This window comes from Streptomyces sp. NPDC001933 (assembly GCF_042890955.1).
Taxonomy (GTDB): Bacteria; Actinomycetota; Actinomycetes; order Streptomycetales; family Streptomycetaceae; genus Streptomyces.
Genome location: NZ_JBIASS010000002.1, coordinates 276,472 through 293,161, shown reverse-complemented (window position 1 = coordinate 293,161; position 16,690 = coordinate 276,472). Strand labels below are relative to the sequence as shown.

Sequence of the window (16,690 nt, the reverse complement as noted above, 5' to 3'; positions counted from 1 at the left end):
CTATGAATCCTCTCACTACGGCAGATCTTGACGCCGGGAACATGCCCGCGCCGCAGGGGAGTTGACGAAGCAGCATGTGCATCCGGCTGCACCGGATCCCGCTCCCGGAGTACCCTTCCTTGATCGTTGGTGGGGGAGTGGAAGGCGGTGCGCGGGTGAGCTCGGGCGGATTCGAGCTGCCCCCAGGTGACCCGGGTCACGAGGGGGACTCCACCGATGTCCCGCCAGGGGCGGTATCGCTTGCGCAGCCCATGGAGATCGGCGCGGAGCTGGACTGGGGAGCGGACGCCTGGAGCGAGGTGCGTACGCGCGCGCAGCGGGCCGGACGGGCCTACATCTGGCTGAATCTCGTGGAGCAGCGGCTGCGTGCCGTGGTCGCCGCGGTGCTCCGGCCCATCTACGAGCCGGTCCACGGCGAGGACTGGGTGGTGGCCGCCGCCGGGCCCGCCGGGCAGGAGTGGGTGCAGCGCGCCGTCGCCGTGCGCGAGGTCTCGCGCCGCAAGGGCTACCTGCTGGACCCGGCCGACGACAACGTCCTCAGCTTCCTCACGCTGCCCCAGCTGCGTGAGCTGATGGTCCAGCACTGGCCGTGCTTCGAGGCGTACTTCGACGACCGGCGAGAGGTGGAGCTGGCGCTCGACGAGCTGGAGGTCGCCCGCAACGTGGTCTCCCGCAACCGCGCCCTGAACGAGGCGGTGCTTGCCCAGGCCGAGCGCGCCTCCGCCCGGCTCCTGGAGATCCTGGGCAGCGGCGCCGGGGTCCCGTCGGCCGACCGGCTCCCGGTCGACGCCGTCGAGGAGCTGGTCGGCGACCGGTACGCGGACGTGGTCTCCGTCCACTCCGACCGGGTGCGGCTCCAGCGCCAGCTGCCCGCCGAGGACCTCTTCGGCGGTTCGCGCCGGCTCGACGCGATCGGCATAGGGCTCAACCTGCTGGTGCAGAACTTCTCCGGCCGCAGGCTCATCCGGCTCGCCGAGTCCGGCTGCCGGGTGCGGCTGCTCTTCATCAACCCGGCGAGCAGCGCGGTCAAGCGCCGGGAGCGGGAGCTGGGCCTGAAGAAGGGTGAGCTGAGCCGGTCGGTGGAGATGAACATCCTCCACATGCGCCGGGTCCGCTCCAAGCTCCGCGATCCGGGCGCCTTCGAGATCCATGTGTTCGACGAGACCCCGCGCTTCACGGCCTATCTGGTCGACGGGGACGGGACGGACGCGGTCGGGGTCGTCCAGACCTATCTGCGGCGCGCACGCGGCATGGAGGCGCCCGTGCTGGTGCTGCGCGGCGGCGGGCGCGCCGTGGTCCGGGCGGGGCAGGACAACGAGCACGGACTCTTCGAGACGTACCGCGAGGAGTTCGAGTCGGTGTGGGCGGACTCCCGGCCCGTCTCCTGAACGAGGGGCCGCGACCGCGTTGTCAGTGGCGCGTGCGAGGGTGGTCAGCACCTGGGGGAGAGCACCACGAAGGAGGTACGGGATGAGCTGGCACCGGGAGGCGCTGGTCGGCTTCGACCTGGAGACGACGGGCACGGAACCGCTGGAGGCCCGGATCGTGACAGCCGCGGTCGTAGGCGTCGGCGGCCGGGACGGGGAGCCGGTGCGGCAGCGCGCCTGGCTGGCGGATCCGGGCATCCGGATCCCCGCGCAGGCCTCGGCGATCCACGGCATCAGCAGCGAGCGGGCGGCGGCGGAGGGCCGGCCGGCGCGCGAGGTGGCCGACGAGATCGCCGACACCCTCACCGGCTACTGGCGCCGGGGCGTTCCGGTCGTCGCGTACAACGCGGCCTTCGACCTGACGCTGCTCACGGCGGAGTTGCGGCGGCACGGGCTGCCGTCGCTGAGCGACCGGCTCGACGGGACCGGGATCGGCCCCGTCATCGACCCGTACACCATCGACCGGGCCGTCGACCGCTACCGCAAGGGCAAGCGCAACCTGGAGGCGGTCTGCGTCGAGTACGGCGTGGTGCACGGCGGAGCCCATGACGCGGGGGCGGACGCGCTGGCCGCGGTCCGGGTGGCGTACGCCATAGCCGAGCGGCACGGCTCGGTGGCCGAGCTGACCGCCGCCGAGCTGCACGAGCGCCAGGTTGAGTGGTACGCGCAATGGGCGGCGGACTTCCAGCAGTTCCTGCGCCGCAAGGGGACGGCCGACGCGGTGATCGACGGCCACTGGCCGCTGCGGGAGCCGGCCGGGGTCGCCACCGGCTGACGGTCCGGCCCCGCGGCCGGGTTCAGCGGGCGGTGCTCAGAACGGATACCACCGCACCGCCGTGTCGCCGTCGCGCAGTGAGGCCACCCGGCGGCGGAATTCCGCGAGCGCCTTCGGATTGGCCGGCGCGTGCTGGGACACCCACGCACAGCTGGCCGTCTCCCGGGCCCCGCGGAGCACCGCGCAACCCTCCCACTCACGCACGTCCCAGCCGTACGCGGCGGTGAAGGCGTCGTACGCCTCGGGCGCCAGGCCGTACCGGTCCCGGGACAGCGCCAGCACCACCAGATCGTGCTCGCGCAGATCCGCGGAGAAGGTCTCCAGATCGACCAGCACCGGACCGTCCGGACCGACGTGGACGTTACGGGGCAGCGCGTCGCCGTGGATCGGCCCCGGCGGCAGATGGGGGACCAGAGCGGCGGCGGCCGCCGCGAAGCCGTCGCGGCGCTCCCTCAGATAGTCGGCGTCGGCCGGGTCGATCGCATCGCCCGCGAGCCGCAGCCAGCGTTCGACCCCGCCCAGCAGTTCGCGGCGCGGGAGGGCGAGCCCCTCCGGGGCGGGCAGCGCGTGCACCAGGGTGAGCAGCGGCGCCAGATCCCGCGGCTCCGGGGGGCGTACGGCATCGGGCAGCCGGTGCCAGAGGGTCACGGGGTGCCCCTCGACCAGGCGCGCCGCGGGCTCGGCGGCCCGTACGGCAGGCACGTCCGAGGCGGCCAGCCACCGGGCGACGGCCACCTCGCGTTCTGCCCGTTCCCGCAGTTCCGGGTGGCGCACGGCGTCCCGGCCGACCTTGACCACCAGGTCGCCGACGGCGAACACCGCGTTCTCACCCATCGCGAGCAGCTCCGCACCGCCGGACAGCCCGGCAGCGGTCAGCACCTCACGCGCACGCATCTCGTTCATGACTCCGATTTTCGCATCAGTGCAGGCCCGCTTGACGAACCGACGGACCGTCAGCACGATGACGGAGGCCACCTGAGCGGCCAGAACGGTGTGAATCCGATCGAATGACGCAAGGGGGCGGATTCGTGACATTAGCGAGTGCAACCGTACGTACCGAGAGGCATGGCCCACCCGGCGGCCCGCAGGACAGACGGTCCCGGCCGGTCAACCGGAGCGCCGGTACCTGGTTCCTGGTGCTGCCCGCGCTGATCCCGATCCTGGTCCTGAGCGTCGGCCCCCTGCTCTACGGCATCACGTTGGCCTTCACCGACGCCCAGTCCGGCCGTACCCGCTCCACCCAGTGGGTGGGCGGACTGAACTTCCAGGACCTGCTCCACGACACCCTCTTCTGGGACTCGTTCCGGATCGGCCTGGTCTGGGCGTTCGGCGTCACCGTCCCGCAGTTCGTACTGGCCCTCGGCCTCGCCCTGCTGCTCAACCAGAAGCTGCGGCTGCGCTGGCTGGCACGGGCCCTGGCGATCATTCCGTGGGCGATGCCCGAGGTGGTGGTGGGCCTCATGTGGCGGCTCGTCTACAACCCGGACGCCGGCATCCTCAACGAGACCATCCGCGACCTCGGCCTCGGCGACGGCCGGGACTGGCTCACCGGACTCGCCACCGCCCTGCCCGCCGTGATCGTCGTGGGGATCTGGTCCGGCATGCCCCAGACCACCGTCGCCCTGCTCGCGGGGCTGCAGAACACCCCGCACGAACTCCACGAGGCGGCCGCCCTGGACGGCGCCGGGGCCTGGCGCCGCTTCCGTACCGTCACCTGGCCGGTGCTCCGGCCCGTCGCGCTCTCCATCACCGCGCTCAACTTCATCTGGAACTTCAACTCCTTCGCCCTGGTCTACGTACTGACCAACGGCGGACCCGGCGGCCGCACCCGGCTGCCGATGCTCTTCGCGTACGAAGAGGCCTTCCACTACGGGCAGTTCGGGTACGCGGCGGCGATGGGCTGCGTGATGGTCGCGGTGATCTCCGTGATCCTCGCCGTGTATCTCGCCGGCCGGCTCAGGGGAGGCGAGGACCGATGAGCATGCGCACCGGAAGAGCCGCACGCGCCGGACAGTACGCCGCGCTCCTCGGCTATCTCGTCTTCCTGGCGTTCCCGTTCCTGTGGCTGGTCTCCACCGCTTTCAAACCGGCCCGCGAGCTGGGCTCCCTGCATCCCACCTGGATCCCGGAGAACCCGACGCTCGGCAACTTCCGCACGGCGTTCGACGAACAGCCGCTGTTGGAGGCCGCCGCCAACTCGCTGATCGCCGCTCTCTGCGCCGCCTTCATCGCCGTCCTCGTCGCCACGCCCATGGCGTACGTGATGGCCCGCCGCCGCTCCAGGCTCTCGACGGCGGCCACCGGCTGGGTCGTGATCAGCCAGGCGTTCCCGCTCGTCCTGCTGATCATCCCGCTCTTCCTGATCCTGAAGAACCTCCATCTGATCAACACCCTGTGGGGCCTGATCATGGTGTACGTCGTCTGGGCGCTGCCCTTCGCGCTCTGGATGCTGGTCGGATACGTACGGGCCGTGCCCGCCGAGCTGGAGGAGGCCGCCTCGGTCGACGGAGCGGGCCGGCTGCGGACGCTCGTCTCGGTCACCGCCCCGCTGCTGGCCCCCGGGATCGTCGCCACCGCGCTCTTCGCCTTCATCACCGCGTGGAACGAGCTCTTCTTCGCGCTCGTCCTGCTCAAGACACCGGAGAAGCAGACCTTGCCGGTCGTACTGACCCACTTCATCGGTGCGGAGGGCGCGGCCGACCTCGGGCCGCTCGCCGCCGCCGCGTTCCTCGCCACCCTGCCCTCGCTGGTCATCTTCGCGATCATCCAGCGGCGGATCACGGGCGGCATGCTGGCCGGGGCGGTGAAGAGCTGATGCGGGCATCGCTGCGCAGGACGGCCGCCGCGGCGGCCACCGCACTGGCCCTGCTGCTCACCGGCTGCGCCGGGACGGACGACGGCCGGGACACCGGCGGGCGGATCGAGCTCAGCTTCCAGTCGCTGGCCTGGCAGAAGGAGTCCGTCGACGCCAACAAGCAGCTGGTGAAGGAGTGGAACGAGGCTCATCCGGACATCCACGTCAGCTACGTCCAGGGCAGCTGGGACACCGTCCACGACCAGCTGCTCACCTCCTTCGAGGGCGACGAGGCGCCGGACATCATCCACGACGCCTCCGACGACCTGGCCGACTTCGCGTACAGCGGCTATCTCGCGGACCTGCGCGGGCTCCTTCCCGGCCGGCTGACCGCCGACATCCCGCAGCAGAGCTGGTCCACCACCACCTTCGGGGACGGCGTCTACGGAGTGCCGTTCCTCCAGGAGCCCCGCGTCCTGATCGCCAACACCAAGATCCTCGCGGAGTCGGGGGTCCGCATCCCGACCCCCGAACACCCTTGGAGCTGGTCCGAGTTCCGGCAGGTCACCGGGGAACTGACGGGCAAGGGGCGGTACGGCATCGCCTGGCCGCTGAAGGAACCGGTCTCCGTCACGCTGAACCTCGGGCTCTCCGGCGGCGGCCGGCTCTTCCACCGCGGTGCCGACGGCAAGGTCACCATCCGCGCGGGCGAGGGCGACCGGATCGTCCCCGGCACCATCCACGACCAGGTCAACACCGACCGCAGTGCCGTGCGCACCGCACTCGGCATGGGCGGCTCCGACACCCTTCCCGGGTTCTTCGGCGGCAAGTACGCGATGGTTCCGCTGGGCTTCTCGTACCGCCAGCAGGTCGTCGAACAGGCCCCCGAGGGCTTCGAGTGGACGGTCCTGCCGGCTCCCGCGGGCAGTGCGGGCCTCGCCCAGGGGGTGAGCCCGCAGACCCTGTCCGTCTCGGAGGCCAGCCCGCACAAGAAGGAGGCCGCGCAGTTCATCGACTTCCTGCTGCGGCCGCCGAACATGGTGCGGCTGGCCAAGGGCGACTGGATGCTCCCGACCGGCACCGCGGCCCTCGCCGACCCGTCCCTGCACACCGCCGAGAACGGCTGGGCGACCGGTGCGGCCGTCGCGAAGGCACTGCGGCCGGCGCCCGCCCAGTCGGTGCGGGGCTACCCGGAGTGGAAGGACAAGGTCGCCACACCGGCCCTCCAGGAGTACTACAGCGGGGCGATCGGGGCGGACGAGCTGAGGAAGCGTCTGGTGGACGACGGCAACCGGGTCCTGGCCCGCTACCAGCGCTGAGGAACCCCGAGGCCCTCCCCGCCGAGGCCCCGTGCACAGGGGCGCCGGCAGGGAGGGCTTCGTGGTGCCCGCCGGTTCAGTTTCATGGGCCAAGCAGTGCCCGCCCCGGTCGACCCACCCGTTACCGACCGGTACGTTTCTTTCGGCGGGTAACCGAAAGTATCCGGGAAATCGCACGCGGATACAGGCCTCGAATCCGCGAATTCTTCAACGTCGGCGATTCAGACATTCAATGGCGTGAATCAGCCTCTTCAGGCTCTTGTGTCCGGGCGTCCGTGCCGGTATGAACTTCGCGTCCTCCCTGGTGACATGGTGTCTCGTCCGAAGTCTCCGCACCCCTCGGGGGCTTACGGAAAGCTGAACACCCCTCCGTTTTCCGCAAAAAGAAGTCATTGACAATTCCTTTCGTGCTGGGCTTCACTCCTTTCGGCGGTGAGCGGCTCTGAATTCCCGGCCCCGGGTCGGGGGTTGGTGTCGCGAACGGCTCAATCCATGCACGTCGGAATGCAAATTCAGAGTAAAAGATGGAGGTGCTGTTATGAAGTTCCTTTTCTTGCTCAAGGACAAGATGACGCCGGAGAAGAGCCTGAAGGCGTACGCCTGGTACCACTGGTACTAGGCCGACAGACGGTCCGTCGTTTCGAGGGACACGGACAGTCGATTCGGGCCCGTGTCCGGTCAGGCCTCATCGGCCCGCCGGGCGCGGGCCCTTCCCGCTTCTTGGAGACCACCGATGTACATGTCCGGTACCGGCAGCCGCGCCCGGGACGTCGTCTTCGCGCCGAGACTCCAGGCGCTCCTGCGAGACCACCGGGGCGAGGAGGTCTTCCGTCTCGACCCCGGCACCGTCGGTGTCGCCGGGGCCGAACTGACGGACCGGATCCTCGCCGCCAGGCCGGCCACCGAGGTCGAGCGCCCCACGTTCAAGCCGCTGCACGGACGGTCCATCCCGCGCACCGAGGCGTCCACGGTCATGCAGGCCATCGGCCGGGACGTCCGGGCGGCGCTGAAGAAGCCCGTCAGGGCGGTCGACCTGTCCGGTGAATGGCCGCACGTCGGCCATGTGTTCCTGCGCGATCTGGTCCTCGAAGGTGACCCGTACCGGCTGCGCATCCTCATGGACCGCGCGCTGGAGCTGACGCCCAAGCTCACCTGGACGGTCATCGCGGCCGGAGCCGCGCTGCCCGGCCGGCTCCGCCCCGGCGCACCCGTCTCCGCCATCGCGGGCCTGACCGCCGAGGCGGCGAGCTACAGCGACCGTCGCTACGCGATGGGGCTCTACCGGCGGGCGGCTGCCCCGGTCTGCTTCACCGTCTCGACGCTCGTCGCCAACGCGCTCTGGCTCGGCTCGCCCTTCGACGACGACACCTCGAACCGCAACATCCTGTACGAGGCCATGCGGCTGCTGCCGCCCTCCTGGAACATCCTGCGCAGGGCGTCACCGGAGTACCCGGCCCTCGACTGCCGGATCGGTGCGGCCGACGACATCCTGCTCCTGCCGTTGCTGAGCCATCGCGACCCCGCGCTCTGGGAGGACCCCGACGAGTTCCGCCCCGAGCGCTGGGACAGCCTCGACCCCGACGACCAGCCCGGCTACCTCCCCTTCGGTCATGCCTCCGAACGCTGTTGGGGCCGGCACATGGTGATGCCGCTCGCCGAGATGCTGCTCGACATGCTGCGCGGCGACGGCCTGACGGTGAGTCCGGAGCAGGCCGCGGCGAAGGTGCCGCTCGCCGGACTGATGGGGGTCGCCGACGTCCGGGTCGTCCGCCCCTGACGCGACGGCCCGACCGGCCCCGACCTCAATTTGGTGACCGCGTGAGGGCTCTGTGAACACGGGGGTGGAATCCGGCCGCCGCCCCGCCCGGCCGGGCGGCCGGACGGGGCCCGTCTTCCCGCCTGTGAAGTGTGCCGGTCGGGCAGTAACCCCGGTGCCTGTGGCGGATGTTGCGGCACCGGTGCCCGACTTGGGTGCGGCTGGCCGGTTTTTTATTACGAAACTTTGTTGAGTAAGTCACAGCCGCATGAAGGTCTTGATCTGGGCGCGTCAATCGGCGAGGGTTTCGAGCCAACCCCCGGAGATCTTCCGGCCGAGGGTCAATCCCCCCACAAAGAATGACGAGGAGACCCCTCTTCATGGCAATTCACAAGCGCGCACGCCGGTTCAAGCTGACCGCGGCGATAACCGCGGTGGCCGCGGCCGCCGGAGTCACCCTGCTCAACACCTCGCTCGCCGGCGCCACCCCCGCTCCCGCGATGGGCGTCGTCTACGGCGCCGACGCGGCGAACGCCGTCTCGGGCAGCTACATCGTCATGCTGAACGAGAAGGCCGACAAGGCGGAGCTCGCCAAGGAGTACGGCGGCAAGCTGAAGCGCAACTACAGCTCCGCCATCAACGGCTTCTCCGCCAGCGGCCTTTCGCTCACCGAGGCCAAGCGCCTAGCGGCCGACCCGTCCGTCTCCAAGGTCGTCCAGAACAAGAAGTTCCACATCGACGAGACCCAGGACAACCCGCCGTCCTGGGGCCTGGACCGGATCGACCAGACCGAGACGGCCGGCGACGACGCGTACACCTACCCGGACAGCGCGGGCGAGGGTGTCACCGCGTACGTCATCGACACCGGTGTCCGCACCACGCACAACGAGTTCGAGGGCCGGGCCAGCTCGGGCTACGACGCCGTGGACAACGACGACAGCGCCGACGACGGCAACGGCCACGGCACCCACGTGGCGGGCACCATCGCCGGTGCGACCTACGGCGTGGCCAAGAAGGCCAAGATCGTCGCCGTCCGGGTGCTCGACGACTCCGGCTCGGGCACCACCGAGCAGGTCGTCGCCGGTATCGACTGGGTCACCGAGAACCACGAGGGCCCCTCCGTCGCCAACATGAGCCTCGGCGGCGGCGCGGACGAGGCGCTCGACGCCGCGGTCCAGAAGGCCATCGCCTCCGGCGTCACCTTCGCGGTGGCCGCCGGAAACGAGTCCTCCGACGCGAGCGAGAGCTCCCCGGCCCGCGTCCCCGAGGCCATCACCGTCGCCTCGTCCACGGTGGACGACGAGCAGTCCTCGTTCTCCAACTACGGCTCGATCGTGGACATCTACGCCCCGGGCTCGGACATCACCTCGTCCTGGAACGACAGCGACGACGCGTCCAACACCATCTCCGGTACGTCCATGGCCACCCCGCACGTCGTCGGCGCCGCCGCCGTCTACCTCGCCGGCCACCCGGACGCCACTCCGGAGGAGGTCGCCACCGCGCTGACCGACGGAGCCACCCCCGACGCGATCTCCAACGCGACCGAGGGCACCCCCAACAAGCTGCTGAAGGTCGTCGAGTAACCGACCCCGCAGCCGTGACCGGGCGAAGGATGCCCGGCACAACGGAATCGGCGGCCGCCGCGCCCTCCCCCACGGGGCGCGGCGGCCGCTCCGTGCGAAGAGATCGTCCTATGGTGTGCCCATGACGATGTACGCGGCGCTGTTGCGCGGGATCAATGTGAGCGGCCACAAGAGGGTCCCGATGGCCGAACTCCGCACACGGCTCACCGAACTGGGACACGGCGACGTCCGCACCCATCTGCAGAGCGGCAATGCCGTCTTCAGCAGCGCGTCGGACGACGAGAACGCCCTCGCCGCCGAACTGGAGCAGGCGATCGAGAAGCGGTTCGGTTTCCCCGTCCCCTGCCTGGTCAGGGACGGAGCCTACCTGGCGGCAGTTGCGGCGGCCTGCCCGTTCCCGGCCACCGAACTCGAAGGCAGGCAGCTCCACATCACGTACTACGACCAGCCGGTCGACGCCGACCGCTTCGCCGGGATCGACGCGGCGGCCTACCTCCCCGAGGCATTCAGCCTCGGCGACCGCGCGCTCTACCTCTACGCCCCCGACGGACTGGGCCGCTCGAAGCTCGCAGACGCGCTGTCCCGCACCTCCGTCACCAAGGGTCTCGTCGCCACCTCGCGCAACTGGAACACCGTGGAAAAGCTGGTGCGGATGACCGCACCGCCAAAGACGGCTCACGCCGGACCCGTACCCGACGGAGCCCCGGCATGACCGAACCGTCACCCGGCGTGGCCGCCGCGGTCGAGGGCGAGCTGCGCCTCCTGGACCCGGCCGTGCGCGCCTCCGCCGAACTCCTCTCCCAGGTGCTGCACCCGGACTACCGGGAGATCGACTCGTCCGGCCGGGTCTGGGACCGCGACACCATGATCGCCTCACTCACCGCGTCGGACGCCCCGCGCCCCGGCCAGATGACCGCGTCCCGGATGAGCGGGACCCAGCTCGCCCACGACCTCGTCCACCTCACCTACGACACCGAGACGAAGGGACACCTCGCCCACCGCAGCTCGGTGTGGCGGCTGGCCGAAGTGGGCTGGTCGCTCTATTTCCACCAGGCGACCCCCTTCGGCGACACCGCGTACACCGCGGACACCGGCCCCGACGGGGTCACGCCCTAGGACCGGACGAAGCGCTGCGCCCGCGCCGCCCACCGGCCGTCCGTGCGGGAGATCTCCACCGGATGCCCGAAACAGTCGCTGACCCGGTCCGTGGTCAGTACCTCGTCCGCCGGGCCCGAGGCCAGACACCGGCCGCCCCGCAGCAGCAGCGCATGCGTGGTGGACGCGGGAAGCTCCTCCAGGTGATGGGTGACCAGGACCGTCGCCAGCTCCGGATTCTCCTCGCGCAGCACGTCCAGACTGTCGAGCAACTGCTCACGTGCGGCAAGATCCAGACCGGTGGCCGGCTCGTCGAGCAGCAGGAGCCGCGGCTGCGGCATCAGTGCGCGGGCGATGAGCGTACGGCCCCGCTCACCCTGGGACAGCGCAGGCCAGCGCGAACCCGACTTGCCGCCCATGCCCAGCATCTTCAGCAGCCGATCCGCCTGCTCCCGCTGCTCCTCGCTCACCGACCGGCGCGGCACCGGCTCGACCGAGTTGGTCAGACCGGTCAGCACCACCTCGTGCACCGAGAGCGGGGAGCGCAGCGGATGACGCGGATTGACATGCCCGAGCAGCGACCGCAGCTCCCGCAGATCGACCCGGCCGAGGGTGCGTCCCAGCACCTCCACCGACCCCCGGGTGGGGTGACCGACCGCGCCGAGCAGTCCCAGCAGTGTGCTCTTCCCGGCACCGTTGGCACCGAGCAGCGCCCAGTGCTCACCGCTCCGTACGGTCAGCGAGACCGAGTCGAGCAGCGTTTTCCCCTCCCGTACCAGCGAGACACCGTCGGCCCGGATCACCGGGACGGCGGGAGCAGCGGCCGGGGCGGGAACACCGGTGACGACAGGGCCGGTGGCAGTGCTGCCGGTGGTGGTACGGGGCGCGGTGGAACGAGGTGCGGTGGAACGAGGTGCGGTCACGTTCGGGTACTCCTTCATGCGGGTGCGAGCGCCTCCAGGCTGCTCAGGTCCTCGGCGGACAGCCGGATCTCCCGGGCCCCCAGGTTCTCCGTCAGATGGACGGTGGAACCGGTGCCCGGAGTCGGGCACAGCACAGGGGACCGGTGCAGCAGCCAGGCGAGGGCGATCTGCCCGCGGGTGGCACCGTGCCGATCGGCGATCGCGGCGAGCGATGCGGCCGAGTCGCCGGTCAGAGCGCCGTTGGCCAGCGGGAACCAGGGCAGAAAGGCCAGGCCGTGGGCCTCGCACACCTTCAGTACCGCGTCCGACGAACGGTCGAGGAGATTGAACCGGTTCTGCACCGAGGCGATCCCGGTCAGGGAGAGGGCCTGCTCCAGCTGGTCGGCGGTAAGGGTGTCCAGACCGATGTACCGGATCTTACCTTCCTGCCTCAGCGCATCCAGAGTGCCCAGCTGGTCGGCCATCGGTACTTCCGGGTCGAGCCGGTGCAGCTGGTATAGGTCGATCCGGTCGGTGCGCAGCCGTCGCAGACTGGCCTCGCACATCGCCCGCAACTCCTCCGGACGCCCCGCGATGTGCCAGGCGTCGTCGCTCGTGCGCACCACACCGCCCTTGGTCGCGATCACCAGCTCGTCGCGGTACGGGTGGAGCGCCTCGGCGACGAGCTCCTCGGCCAGCCCCGGCCCGTAGTTGTCGGCGGTGTCGACGAGCGTCACCCCCTGCTCGACGGCCGCCCGCAACACGGCCACGGCATCCTCCCGCTCGCCGCGCGGCCCCCAGTACCCGGGGCCGGTCAGCTGAGCGGTGCCGTAGCCGAGCCGGCGTACGGGCACCTCGCCGCCGAGCAGGAACGTGTCGTCGAGCGGCTGTGGCATGGAAGGCATCCCGCAATCCTAGAACCGTGCCGCGCACGGTGATCAGCCGGTCAAGTCACGTCCGGCTGTCCGGCCATATGCCGGGCCGCCTCAGGTGGTGACGGTGAGGATCACCGATCCGGTCTGCTGGTGCGCCGCGTTCTCGGCGTAGACCCGGAAGCAGAACGTCCGGCCCGCGGCCAGGCGGAACGGTACGAGCGCGAACCCAATGCACGGATGGCGGGCGCCAGTCGGCGGGATGGCGAACAGCTGAAGCCTTGCCGCGGTACGAGCTCTCCCTGCGCCGCCCGTCAAGGTCGCGTGCGCCGAGCATCCCTAACGAGGGAAGTGTGCGTGCATAACTGCCCTTTGCCAGTGCGTACGCACACGCCATCCCTACGGTCAACCGTACTGAACTCACTGCTTGCGACAGGGGGCGTACCCGCGATGGCGATGACGACGATCAAGGTGTACGGGGCCGACCCGTGCGGGCGGGTGCGAACAATCCGGTACCGAACACCGCAGTGCCGCCGGGCCGCGAACCCCGACCGGGCCGACGCGTACCGCCCGCGCTCCGGCGGGCAGGCGATACCCGCGGTCGACAGCGTGACGGAACGTCTGCACCGCGCCTGTCTCTGCCACACCAACCCGCGAGAGAGGACGGCACCATGAAGTGTGCCAAATGCGGCAACCAGATGAGTCAGAACGTCGGCGGCTGGTGGACGTGCTGGGGCTGCGGAAACACCCAGCCACCCGGATACGTGGCGGTCGACGAGGCTTGCCGCGTCGGAGGCCGACGAGAACGCGTTCTTCGAGCGTGTGCGACAGCCCACCAGAACTTGCGGTCGCCGGGACCGGCGTGGCTACGAACTCGCTGAGCGCACCCCCTGCTCGGGGCCGCTGATCACGCCGGCTCGTGTGCGGGCGGGTGCTGCCCCGTCCGCATTCGAGCCCGTCGGATTCCGGGGCCGGTCGGGCACCGGAACACCCCGCGGGACCGGTGCCGGACGTGTCGCCTTTCTTCAATCCGGGTGCGGGGGCGCGGTCATAGTTTGGGCGGCATGAAGAACGAGCACGCGCACATGACCGAAGTCGCCGCCGAGGCGGCCCGTATCGCCCGCTCCATCAGCGCCGAGCAGCTCGACGCGCCCAACACGCCCTGCGGTGACTGGGATGTGCGCGGGCTCGTCAACCACTGGGTGCTGTACACCTCCCACGGCCTGGAGCACCGGGCCCTGCGCAAGGACCTCCCGGAGGAGCTCACCGGCCGGGACTTCACCGCCGAGGCCGACTGGGCGCAGCAGTACGCCGGGCAACTGGACCGCGCCGTCGCCGCCTGGGCGGACCCGGCCGTCTGGGAGGGGGAGATCGACCTCGGGGGGTCGGCCTCCGCGGCCACCGAGATCGCGGCGATGCTCATCGCGGAGACGGCCCTGCACGGGTGGGACGTTGCCCGTGCCGTCGGGGAGGAGTTCCGGCTCTCCGAGGAGGCGGCTGCCCATGTGCTCGGCATCGTCGACGGCATGGCCGCGCTATACCGGCAGTACGACGGCTTCGCCGACGAGGTGACGGTGCCCGCGTCGGCGTCGGTCTTCGAGCAGGCACTGGCCCACAGCGGACGCGACCCGCAGTGGACCGGAGCCTGAGCCGGACGAGTGTCCGGGCAGCCTGGACGTGGGGTGACCGGTCCGCCGCGCTACGCGGTGAGTGCGGCGGGGCGGACCGCCGGACGGCGGGCCTCGTCGTAACGGGCCAGCAGGAGCCGTGCCAACTCCGGTGCGGGGCCCAGTACATCGGCCAGTACGTCCGCTCCGGCCGCCCCTGCGGCGATCCGGTCGGGGAGCCGGCCGGGGGCGACGACGTACGGCGCCACCGCCACCCGGCGCACGCCTTCGTCCCGCAGGGCCCGTACCGCGTCCTCGGTACGGGGGAAGCCCGCGGGAGATGTGGCGGAGGCGAACGCAGGCCGCACGGAACACCAACCGGTGTGCCGCAGCTCCCGCGCGATTTCAGCGATCACTGCGATCGCCTCCGGGTCCGTGGAGCCCGCCGAGGCCAGGACGAGCCCGGTCGAGCTTCGGTCACCGGGACGGGTCCCGGCTTCGTGCAGGCGCCGTTCCAGCGCCGAGTTCAGCAGCGGTGACGGGCCGAGCACCTCGGCCTGCCGCACCCGCAGCCGGGGCAGCCTGGTCCGGGCCTCGTGCAGCACCGTGGGAATGTCGGACTTGGCGTGGAAGGCCCGGGTGAGGAGGAGGGGGAGGGCGACGACGTCCTGCTCCCCCTGCGCGACCAGCCGTTCCAGGACCCTCGGCACCGACGGCGCGTTGAAGTCCAGGAAGCCCGTCTCCACACGCAGCCCCGGCCGCAGCGACCGTACCCGCGCGGTGAGCGCGTGGACGGTCGCCGCGTGCCGTGGGTCGCGGCTGCCGTGGGCGATGACGAGGAGCACCGGAGCGGTCATGGTCGTGACTCAGTTCTTGACGAGGAGGCCGCGGCTGCGCAGCACCCACCGCTCCAGCGGACTGAAGATCAGCAGGTCGATCGCGATGCCGACGGTGAGGATCAGGATGATGGCGAGGAACACCATCGACATGCTGCTGGTCTCCCGGCCCTGTTCCAGCAACTGGCCCAGACCCACCCCCAGATCGGGCGAGGAGGCGATGATCTCGGCGGCCATCAGCGAACGCCAGGAGAACGCCCAGCCCTGCTTCAGGCCCGCCAGGTAGCCGGGCAGCGAGGCCGGCAGCACGATGTGCCAGGTGCCGCGCAGCCCGGTGGCGCCCAGCGTCCGCCCGGCCCGCAGATGCAGCGGCGGGATCTGGTCGACGCCCGAGACCAGCCCGTTGGCGATCGACGGGACCGCCCCCAGCAGGATCACCGCGAACATCATCTTGTCGTTGAGCCCCAGCCAGATCACCGCGGGCGGCACCCACGCCACCGAGGGCAGCGACTGGAGCCCGGAGAGCACCGGGCCGATCGCCGCGCGCACCAGCTTGACCCGGGACACCAGCAGCCCGAGCGGAGTGCCGATGACCAGCGCCAGCAGGAAGCCGAGCAGACCGCGCGAGACGCTGGTCCAGATGTAGCCGAGCAGGGTGCCCTGCGCCCAGGCGTCGGTCACCTCGCTCCAGACCAGGGACGGCGACGGCAGCTTGTAGTCGTCGGTGACCTTCGCCCAGATCAGGATCTGCCAGACGGCGAGCACCAGGACCACCGCCACGACCGGCGGCAGCACCTTGCGCACCAGCACCTCGCGGACCGGGGTCCGGCTCACCCGCACCGCGTCGAGTGCGTCCAGCCCCGCCTCCAGGCCCGCCAGGTCCTGGGCGGTGTCCTTGGCGGCGGTCTCAGTGCTGGCCATGTCGGCGGATCTCCCCACGCAGTTGTTCGGTGATCTCCACGGACAGCTCGGCCACCGCGGTGTCCTCGATGCGGCGCGGCTGGTCGATGTCGACCGTCCACTCCCGGGCGATCCGGCCCGGCCGCGACGAGAGCAGGACGACCCGCTCGGCGAGCCGGACCGCCTCGCGCACGTTGTGCGTGACGAAGAGGACCGAGACGTTCGTCTCGCGCCAGATCCGGGTCAGCTCGTCGTGCAGCACGTCCCGGGTGATGGCGTCGAGCGCGGCGAACGGCTCGTCCATCAGCAGCAGTTGACTGTCCTGGGCGAGCGCGCGGGCCATCGCCACCCGCTGCCGCATGCCGCCCGAAAGCTCATGCACCCGCTTCCCGTACGCCCCACCGAGCCGTACGAGTTCGAGCAGCCGCTCCGCCTCCGTGCGGCGGTCGGACTTGGGTACGCCGCGCAGCCGCAGCGCGAGTTCGATGTTCTTGCCCGCGGTCAGCCACGGGAAGAGGGCGTGCTCCTGGAACATCAGGGCCGGCCGCCCGCCGGGGGTCTCGATGGACCCCGCGGTCGGGCGGTCGAGTCCGGCCACCAGGTTGAGCAGGGTCGACTTCCCGCACCCGGAGGCGCCCAGGAGGGTGACGAACTCGCCGGGAGCGACATCGAGTGTGATGTCGTCCAGGACGAGCTGCTGCCCCTCCGGTCCGCCGAAGGACTTCGAGACGTGGCCGATGCGGGCGGCGTGCCCGACCGCCGTGCGGTCCTCGGCCTTGGTGAGCGTGGTGGTCGCCATGGTCGTCACCTCCTGGGAATCCTGT

17 protein-coding genes are annotated in these 16,690 nt (G+C 70.7%); 11 read left to right on the top strand and 6 right to left on the bottom strand.

The features are described 5' to 3' along the window. Positions 1 to 155: 155 nt before the first annotated feature. Together ACFYY7_RS06210 and ACFYY7_RS06205 are read left to right on the top strand one after the other, a co-directional pair. The gene (locus ACFYY7_RS06210; protein WP_266729035.1) at positions 156 to 1,388 is read left to right on the top strand and encodes an SAV2148 family HEPN domain-containing protein; all 1,233 of its coding nucleotides are present in this window, start codon (positions 156 to 158) and stop codon (positions 1,386 to 1,388) included. Between the two features lie 82 nt (positions 1,389 to 1,470). Next, positions 1,471 to 2,202, top strand: coding sequence for a 3'-5' exonuclease (locus ACFYY7_RS06205; RefSeq protein ID WP_388657695.1), 732 nt, complete (start codon positions 1,471 to 1,473; stop codon positions 2,200 to 2,202). 36 nt (positions 2,203 to 2,238) lie between these two features. Here the strand turns inward: ACFYY7_RS06205 and ACFYY7_RS06200 are convergent, their stop codons facing one another. Then, positions 2,239 to 3,105, bottom strand: a complete 867-nt coding sequence (locus ACFYY7_RS06200; protein ID WP_388657692.1) for a phosphotransferase enzyme family protein — start codon at positions 3,103 to 3,105, stop codon at positions 2,239 to 2,241. Positions 3,106 to 3,209: 104 nt separating this feature from the next. On the opposite strand from ACFYY7_RS06200, the gene ACFYY7_RS06195 reads away from it, so the two are divergent. The 8 genes from ACFYY7_RS06195 to ACFYY7_RS06160 all read left to right on the top strand — a co-directional run bounded on the left by ACFYY7_RS06195 (position 3,210) and on the right by ACFYY7_RS06160 (position 10,770). Further along, positions 3,210 to 4,181, top strand: coding sequence for a carbohydrate ABC transporter permease (locus ACFYY7_RS06195; protein ID WP_388657689.1), 972 nt, complete (start codon positions 3,210 to 3,212; stop codon positions 4,179 to 4,181). Then, positions 4,178 to 5,017 carry a carbohydrate ABC transporter permease gene (locus ACFYY7_RS06190; RefSeq protein WP_388657686.1) on the top strand — a complete coding sequence of 280 codons (840 nt, stop codon included), beginning with the start codon at positions 4,178 to 4,180 and terminating at the stop codon, positions 5,015 to 5,017. Before ACFYY7_RS06195 ends, ACFYY7_RS06190 begins: the two co-directional genes overlap by 4 nt. Beyond that, positions 5,017 to 6,315, top strand: a complete 1,299-nt coding sequence (locus ACFYY7_RS06185; RefSeq protein ID WP_388657683.1) for an ABC transporter substrate-binding protein — start codon at positions 5,017 to 5,019, stop codon at positions 6,313 to 6,315. The genes ACFYY7_RS06190 and ACFYY7_RS06185 overlap by 1 nt, the downstream gene beginning before the upstream one ends. 538 nt (positions 6,316 to 6,853) lie before the next feature. Next, on the top strand, positions 6,854 to 6,934 hold the full coding sequence (locus ACFYY7_RS06180; protein WP_350985409.1) for a tryptorubin family RiPP precursor: 81 nt from the start codon (positions 6,854 to 6,856) through the stop codon (positions 6,932 to 6,934). Between the two features lie 114 nt (positions 6,935 to 7,048). Continuing rightward, a complete protein-coding gene (locus tag ACFYY7_RS06175; RefSeq protein ID WP_388657681.1) occupies positions 7,049 to 8,092 on the top strand; it encodes a cytochrome P450 in 1,044 nt (347 codons plus the stop codon). Between the two features lie 359 nt (positions 8,093 to 8,451). Further along, on the top strand, positions 8,452 to 9,654 hold the full coding sequence (locus ACFYY7_RS06170) for a S8 family serine peptidase (RefSeq protein WP_388657679.1): 1,203 nt from the start codon (positions 8,452 to 8,454) through the stop codon (positions 9,652 to 9,654). Between the two features lie 121 nt (positions 9,655 to 9,775). Then, positions 9,776 to 10,366, top strand: coding sequence for a DUF1697 domain-containing protein (locus tag ACFYY7_RS06165; protein WP_388657676.1), 591 nt, complete (start codon positions 9,776 to 9,778; stop codon positions 10,364 to 10,366). Further along, complete coding sequence (locus tag ACFYY7_RS06160; RefSeq protein ID WP_388657673.1) at positions 10,363 to 10,770, top strand: DUF4440 domain-containing protein; 408 nt, start codon at positions 10,363 to 10,365, stop codon at positions 10,768 to 10,770. The genes ACFYY7_RS06165 and ACFYY7_RS06160 overlap by 4 nt, the downstream gene beginning before the upstream one ends. On the opposite strand, the gene ACFYY7_RS06155 is transcribed toward ACFYY7_RS06160, so the two are convergent. Together ACFYY7_RS06155 and ACFYY7_RS06150 are read right to left on the bottom strand one after the other, a co-directional pair. After that, positions 10,767 to 11,552: an ABC transporter ATP-binding protein gene (locus ACFYY7_RS06155; protein ID WP_388658393.1), complete on the bottom strand. Its 786-nt coding sequence runs from the start codon at positions 11,550 to 11,552 to the stop codon at positions 10,767 to 10,769. The genes ACFYY7_RS06160 and ACFYY7_RS06155 overlap by 4 nt on opposite strands. A gap of 134 nt (positions 11,553 to 11,686) precedes the next feature. Further along, the gene (locus ACFYY7_RS06150; protein WP_388657670.1) at positions 11,687 to 12,556 is read right to left on the bottom strand and encodes an aldo/keto reductase; all 870 of its coding nucleotides are present in this window, start codon (positions 12,554 to 12,556) and stop codon (positions 11,687 to 11,689) included. Between the two features lie 1,031 nt (positions 12,557 to 13,587). Here ACFYY7_RS06150 and ACFYY7_RS06145 point away from each other — a divergent pair. Next, complete coding sequence (locus ACFYY7_RS06145) at positions 13,588 to 14,172, top strand: TIGR03086 family metal-binding protein (RefSeq protein WP_388657667.1); 585 nt, start codon at positions 13,588 to 13,590, stop codon at positions 14,170 to 14,172. Positions 14,173 to 14,222: 50 nt separating this feature from the next. On the opposite strand, the gene ACFYY7_RS06140 is transcribed toward ACFYY7_RS06145, so the two are convergent. Genes ACFYY7_RS06140 through ACFYY7_RS06130 form a run of 3 tightly spaced genes read right to left on the bottom strand, consistent with a single transcriptional unit; the run spans position 14,223 to position 16,665 of the window. Further along, positions 14,223 to 14,987, bottom strand: a complete 765-nt coding sequence (locus ACFYY7_RS06140) for a sirohydrochlorin chelatase (RefSeq protein ID WP_388657665.1) — start codon at positions 14,985 to 14,987, stop codon at positions 14,223 to 14,225. A gap of 9 nt (positions 14,988 to 14,996) precedes the next feature. Beyond that, a complete protein-coding gene (locus ACFYY7_RS06135) occupies positions 14,997 to 15,887 on the bottom strand; it encodes an ABC transporter permease (protein ID WP_388657662.1) in 891 nt (296 codons plus the stop codon). Continuing rightward, entirely contained in the window at positions 15,874 to 16,665 is a 792-nt protein-coding gene (locus ACFYY7_RS06130; protein ID WP_388657659.1) for an ABC transporter ATP-binding protein, read from the bottom strand. The genes ACFYY7_RS06135 and ACFYY7_RS06130 overlap by 14 nt, the downstream gene beginning before the upstream one ends. Between the last annotated feature and the right edge of the window lie 25 nt (positions 16,666 to 16,690).

Bases quoted from the DNA above. Each gene is read 5' to 3' on its own strand.
- ACFYY7_RS06205 (WP_388657695.1), top strand. From the start codon at position 1,471: ATGAGCTGGCACCGGGAGGCGCTGGTCGGCTTCGACCTGGAGACGACG.
- ACFYY7_RS06200 (WP_388657692.1), bottom strand. From the start codon at position 3,105: ATGAACGAGATGCGTGCGCGTGAGGTGCTGACCGCTGCCGGGCTGTCC.
- ACFYY7_RS06195 (WP_388657689.1), top strand. From the start codon at position 3,210: ATGACGCAAGGGGGCGGATTCGTGACATTAGCGAGTGCAACCGTACGT.
- ACFYY7_RS06190 (WP_388657686.1), top strand. From the start codon at position 4,178: ATGAGCATGCGCACCGGAAGAGCCGCACGCGCCGGACAGTACGCCGCG.
- ACFYY7_RS06185 (WP_388657683.1), top strand. From the start codon at position 5,017: ATGCGGGCATCGCTGCGCAGGACGGCCGCCGCGGCGGCCACCGCACTG.
- ACFYY7_RS06180 (WP_350985409.1), top strand. From the start codon at position 6,854: ATGAAGTTCCTTTTCTTGCTCAAGGACAAGATGACGCCGGAGAAGAGC.
- ACFYY7_RS06175 (WP_388657681.1), top strand. From the start codon at position 7,049: ATGTACATGTCCGGTACCGGCAGCCGCGCCCGGGACGTCGTCTTCGCG.
- ACFYY7_RS06170 (WP_388657679.1), top strand. From the start codon at position 8,452: ATGGCAATTCACAAGCGCGCACGCCGGTTCAAGCTGACCGCGGCGATA.
- ACFYY7_RS06165 (WP_388657676.1), top strand. From the start codon at position 9,776: ATGACGATGTACGCGGCGCTGTTGCGCGGGATCAATGTGAGCGGCCAC.
- ACFYY7_RS06160 (WP_388657673.1), top strand. From the start codon at position 10,363: ATGACCGAACCGTCACCCGGCGTGGCCGCCGCGGTCGAGGGCGAGCTG.
- ACFYY7_RS06150 (WP_388657670.1), bottom strand. From the start codon at position 12,556: ATGCCTTCCATGCCACAGCCGCTCGACGACACGTTCCTGCTCGGCGGC.
- ACFYY7_RS06145 (WP_388657667.1), top strand. From the start codon at position 13,588: ATGAAGAACGAGCACGCGCACATGACCGAAGTCGCCGCCGAGGCGGCC.
- ACFYY7_RS06140 (WP_388657665.1), bottom strand. From the start codon at position 14,987: ATGACCGCTCCGGTGCTCCTCGTCATCGCCCACGGCAGCCGCGACCCA.
- ACFYY7_RS06135 (WP_388657662.1), bottom strand. From the start codon at position 15,887: ATGGCCAGCACTGAGACCGCCGCCAAGGACACCGCCCAGGACCTGGCG.
- ACFYY7_RS06130 (WP_388657659.1), bottom strand. From the start codon at position 16,665: ATGGCGACCACCACGCTCACCAAGGCCGAGGACCGCACGGCGGTCGGG.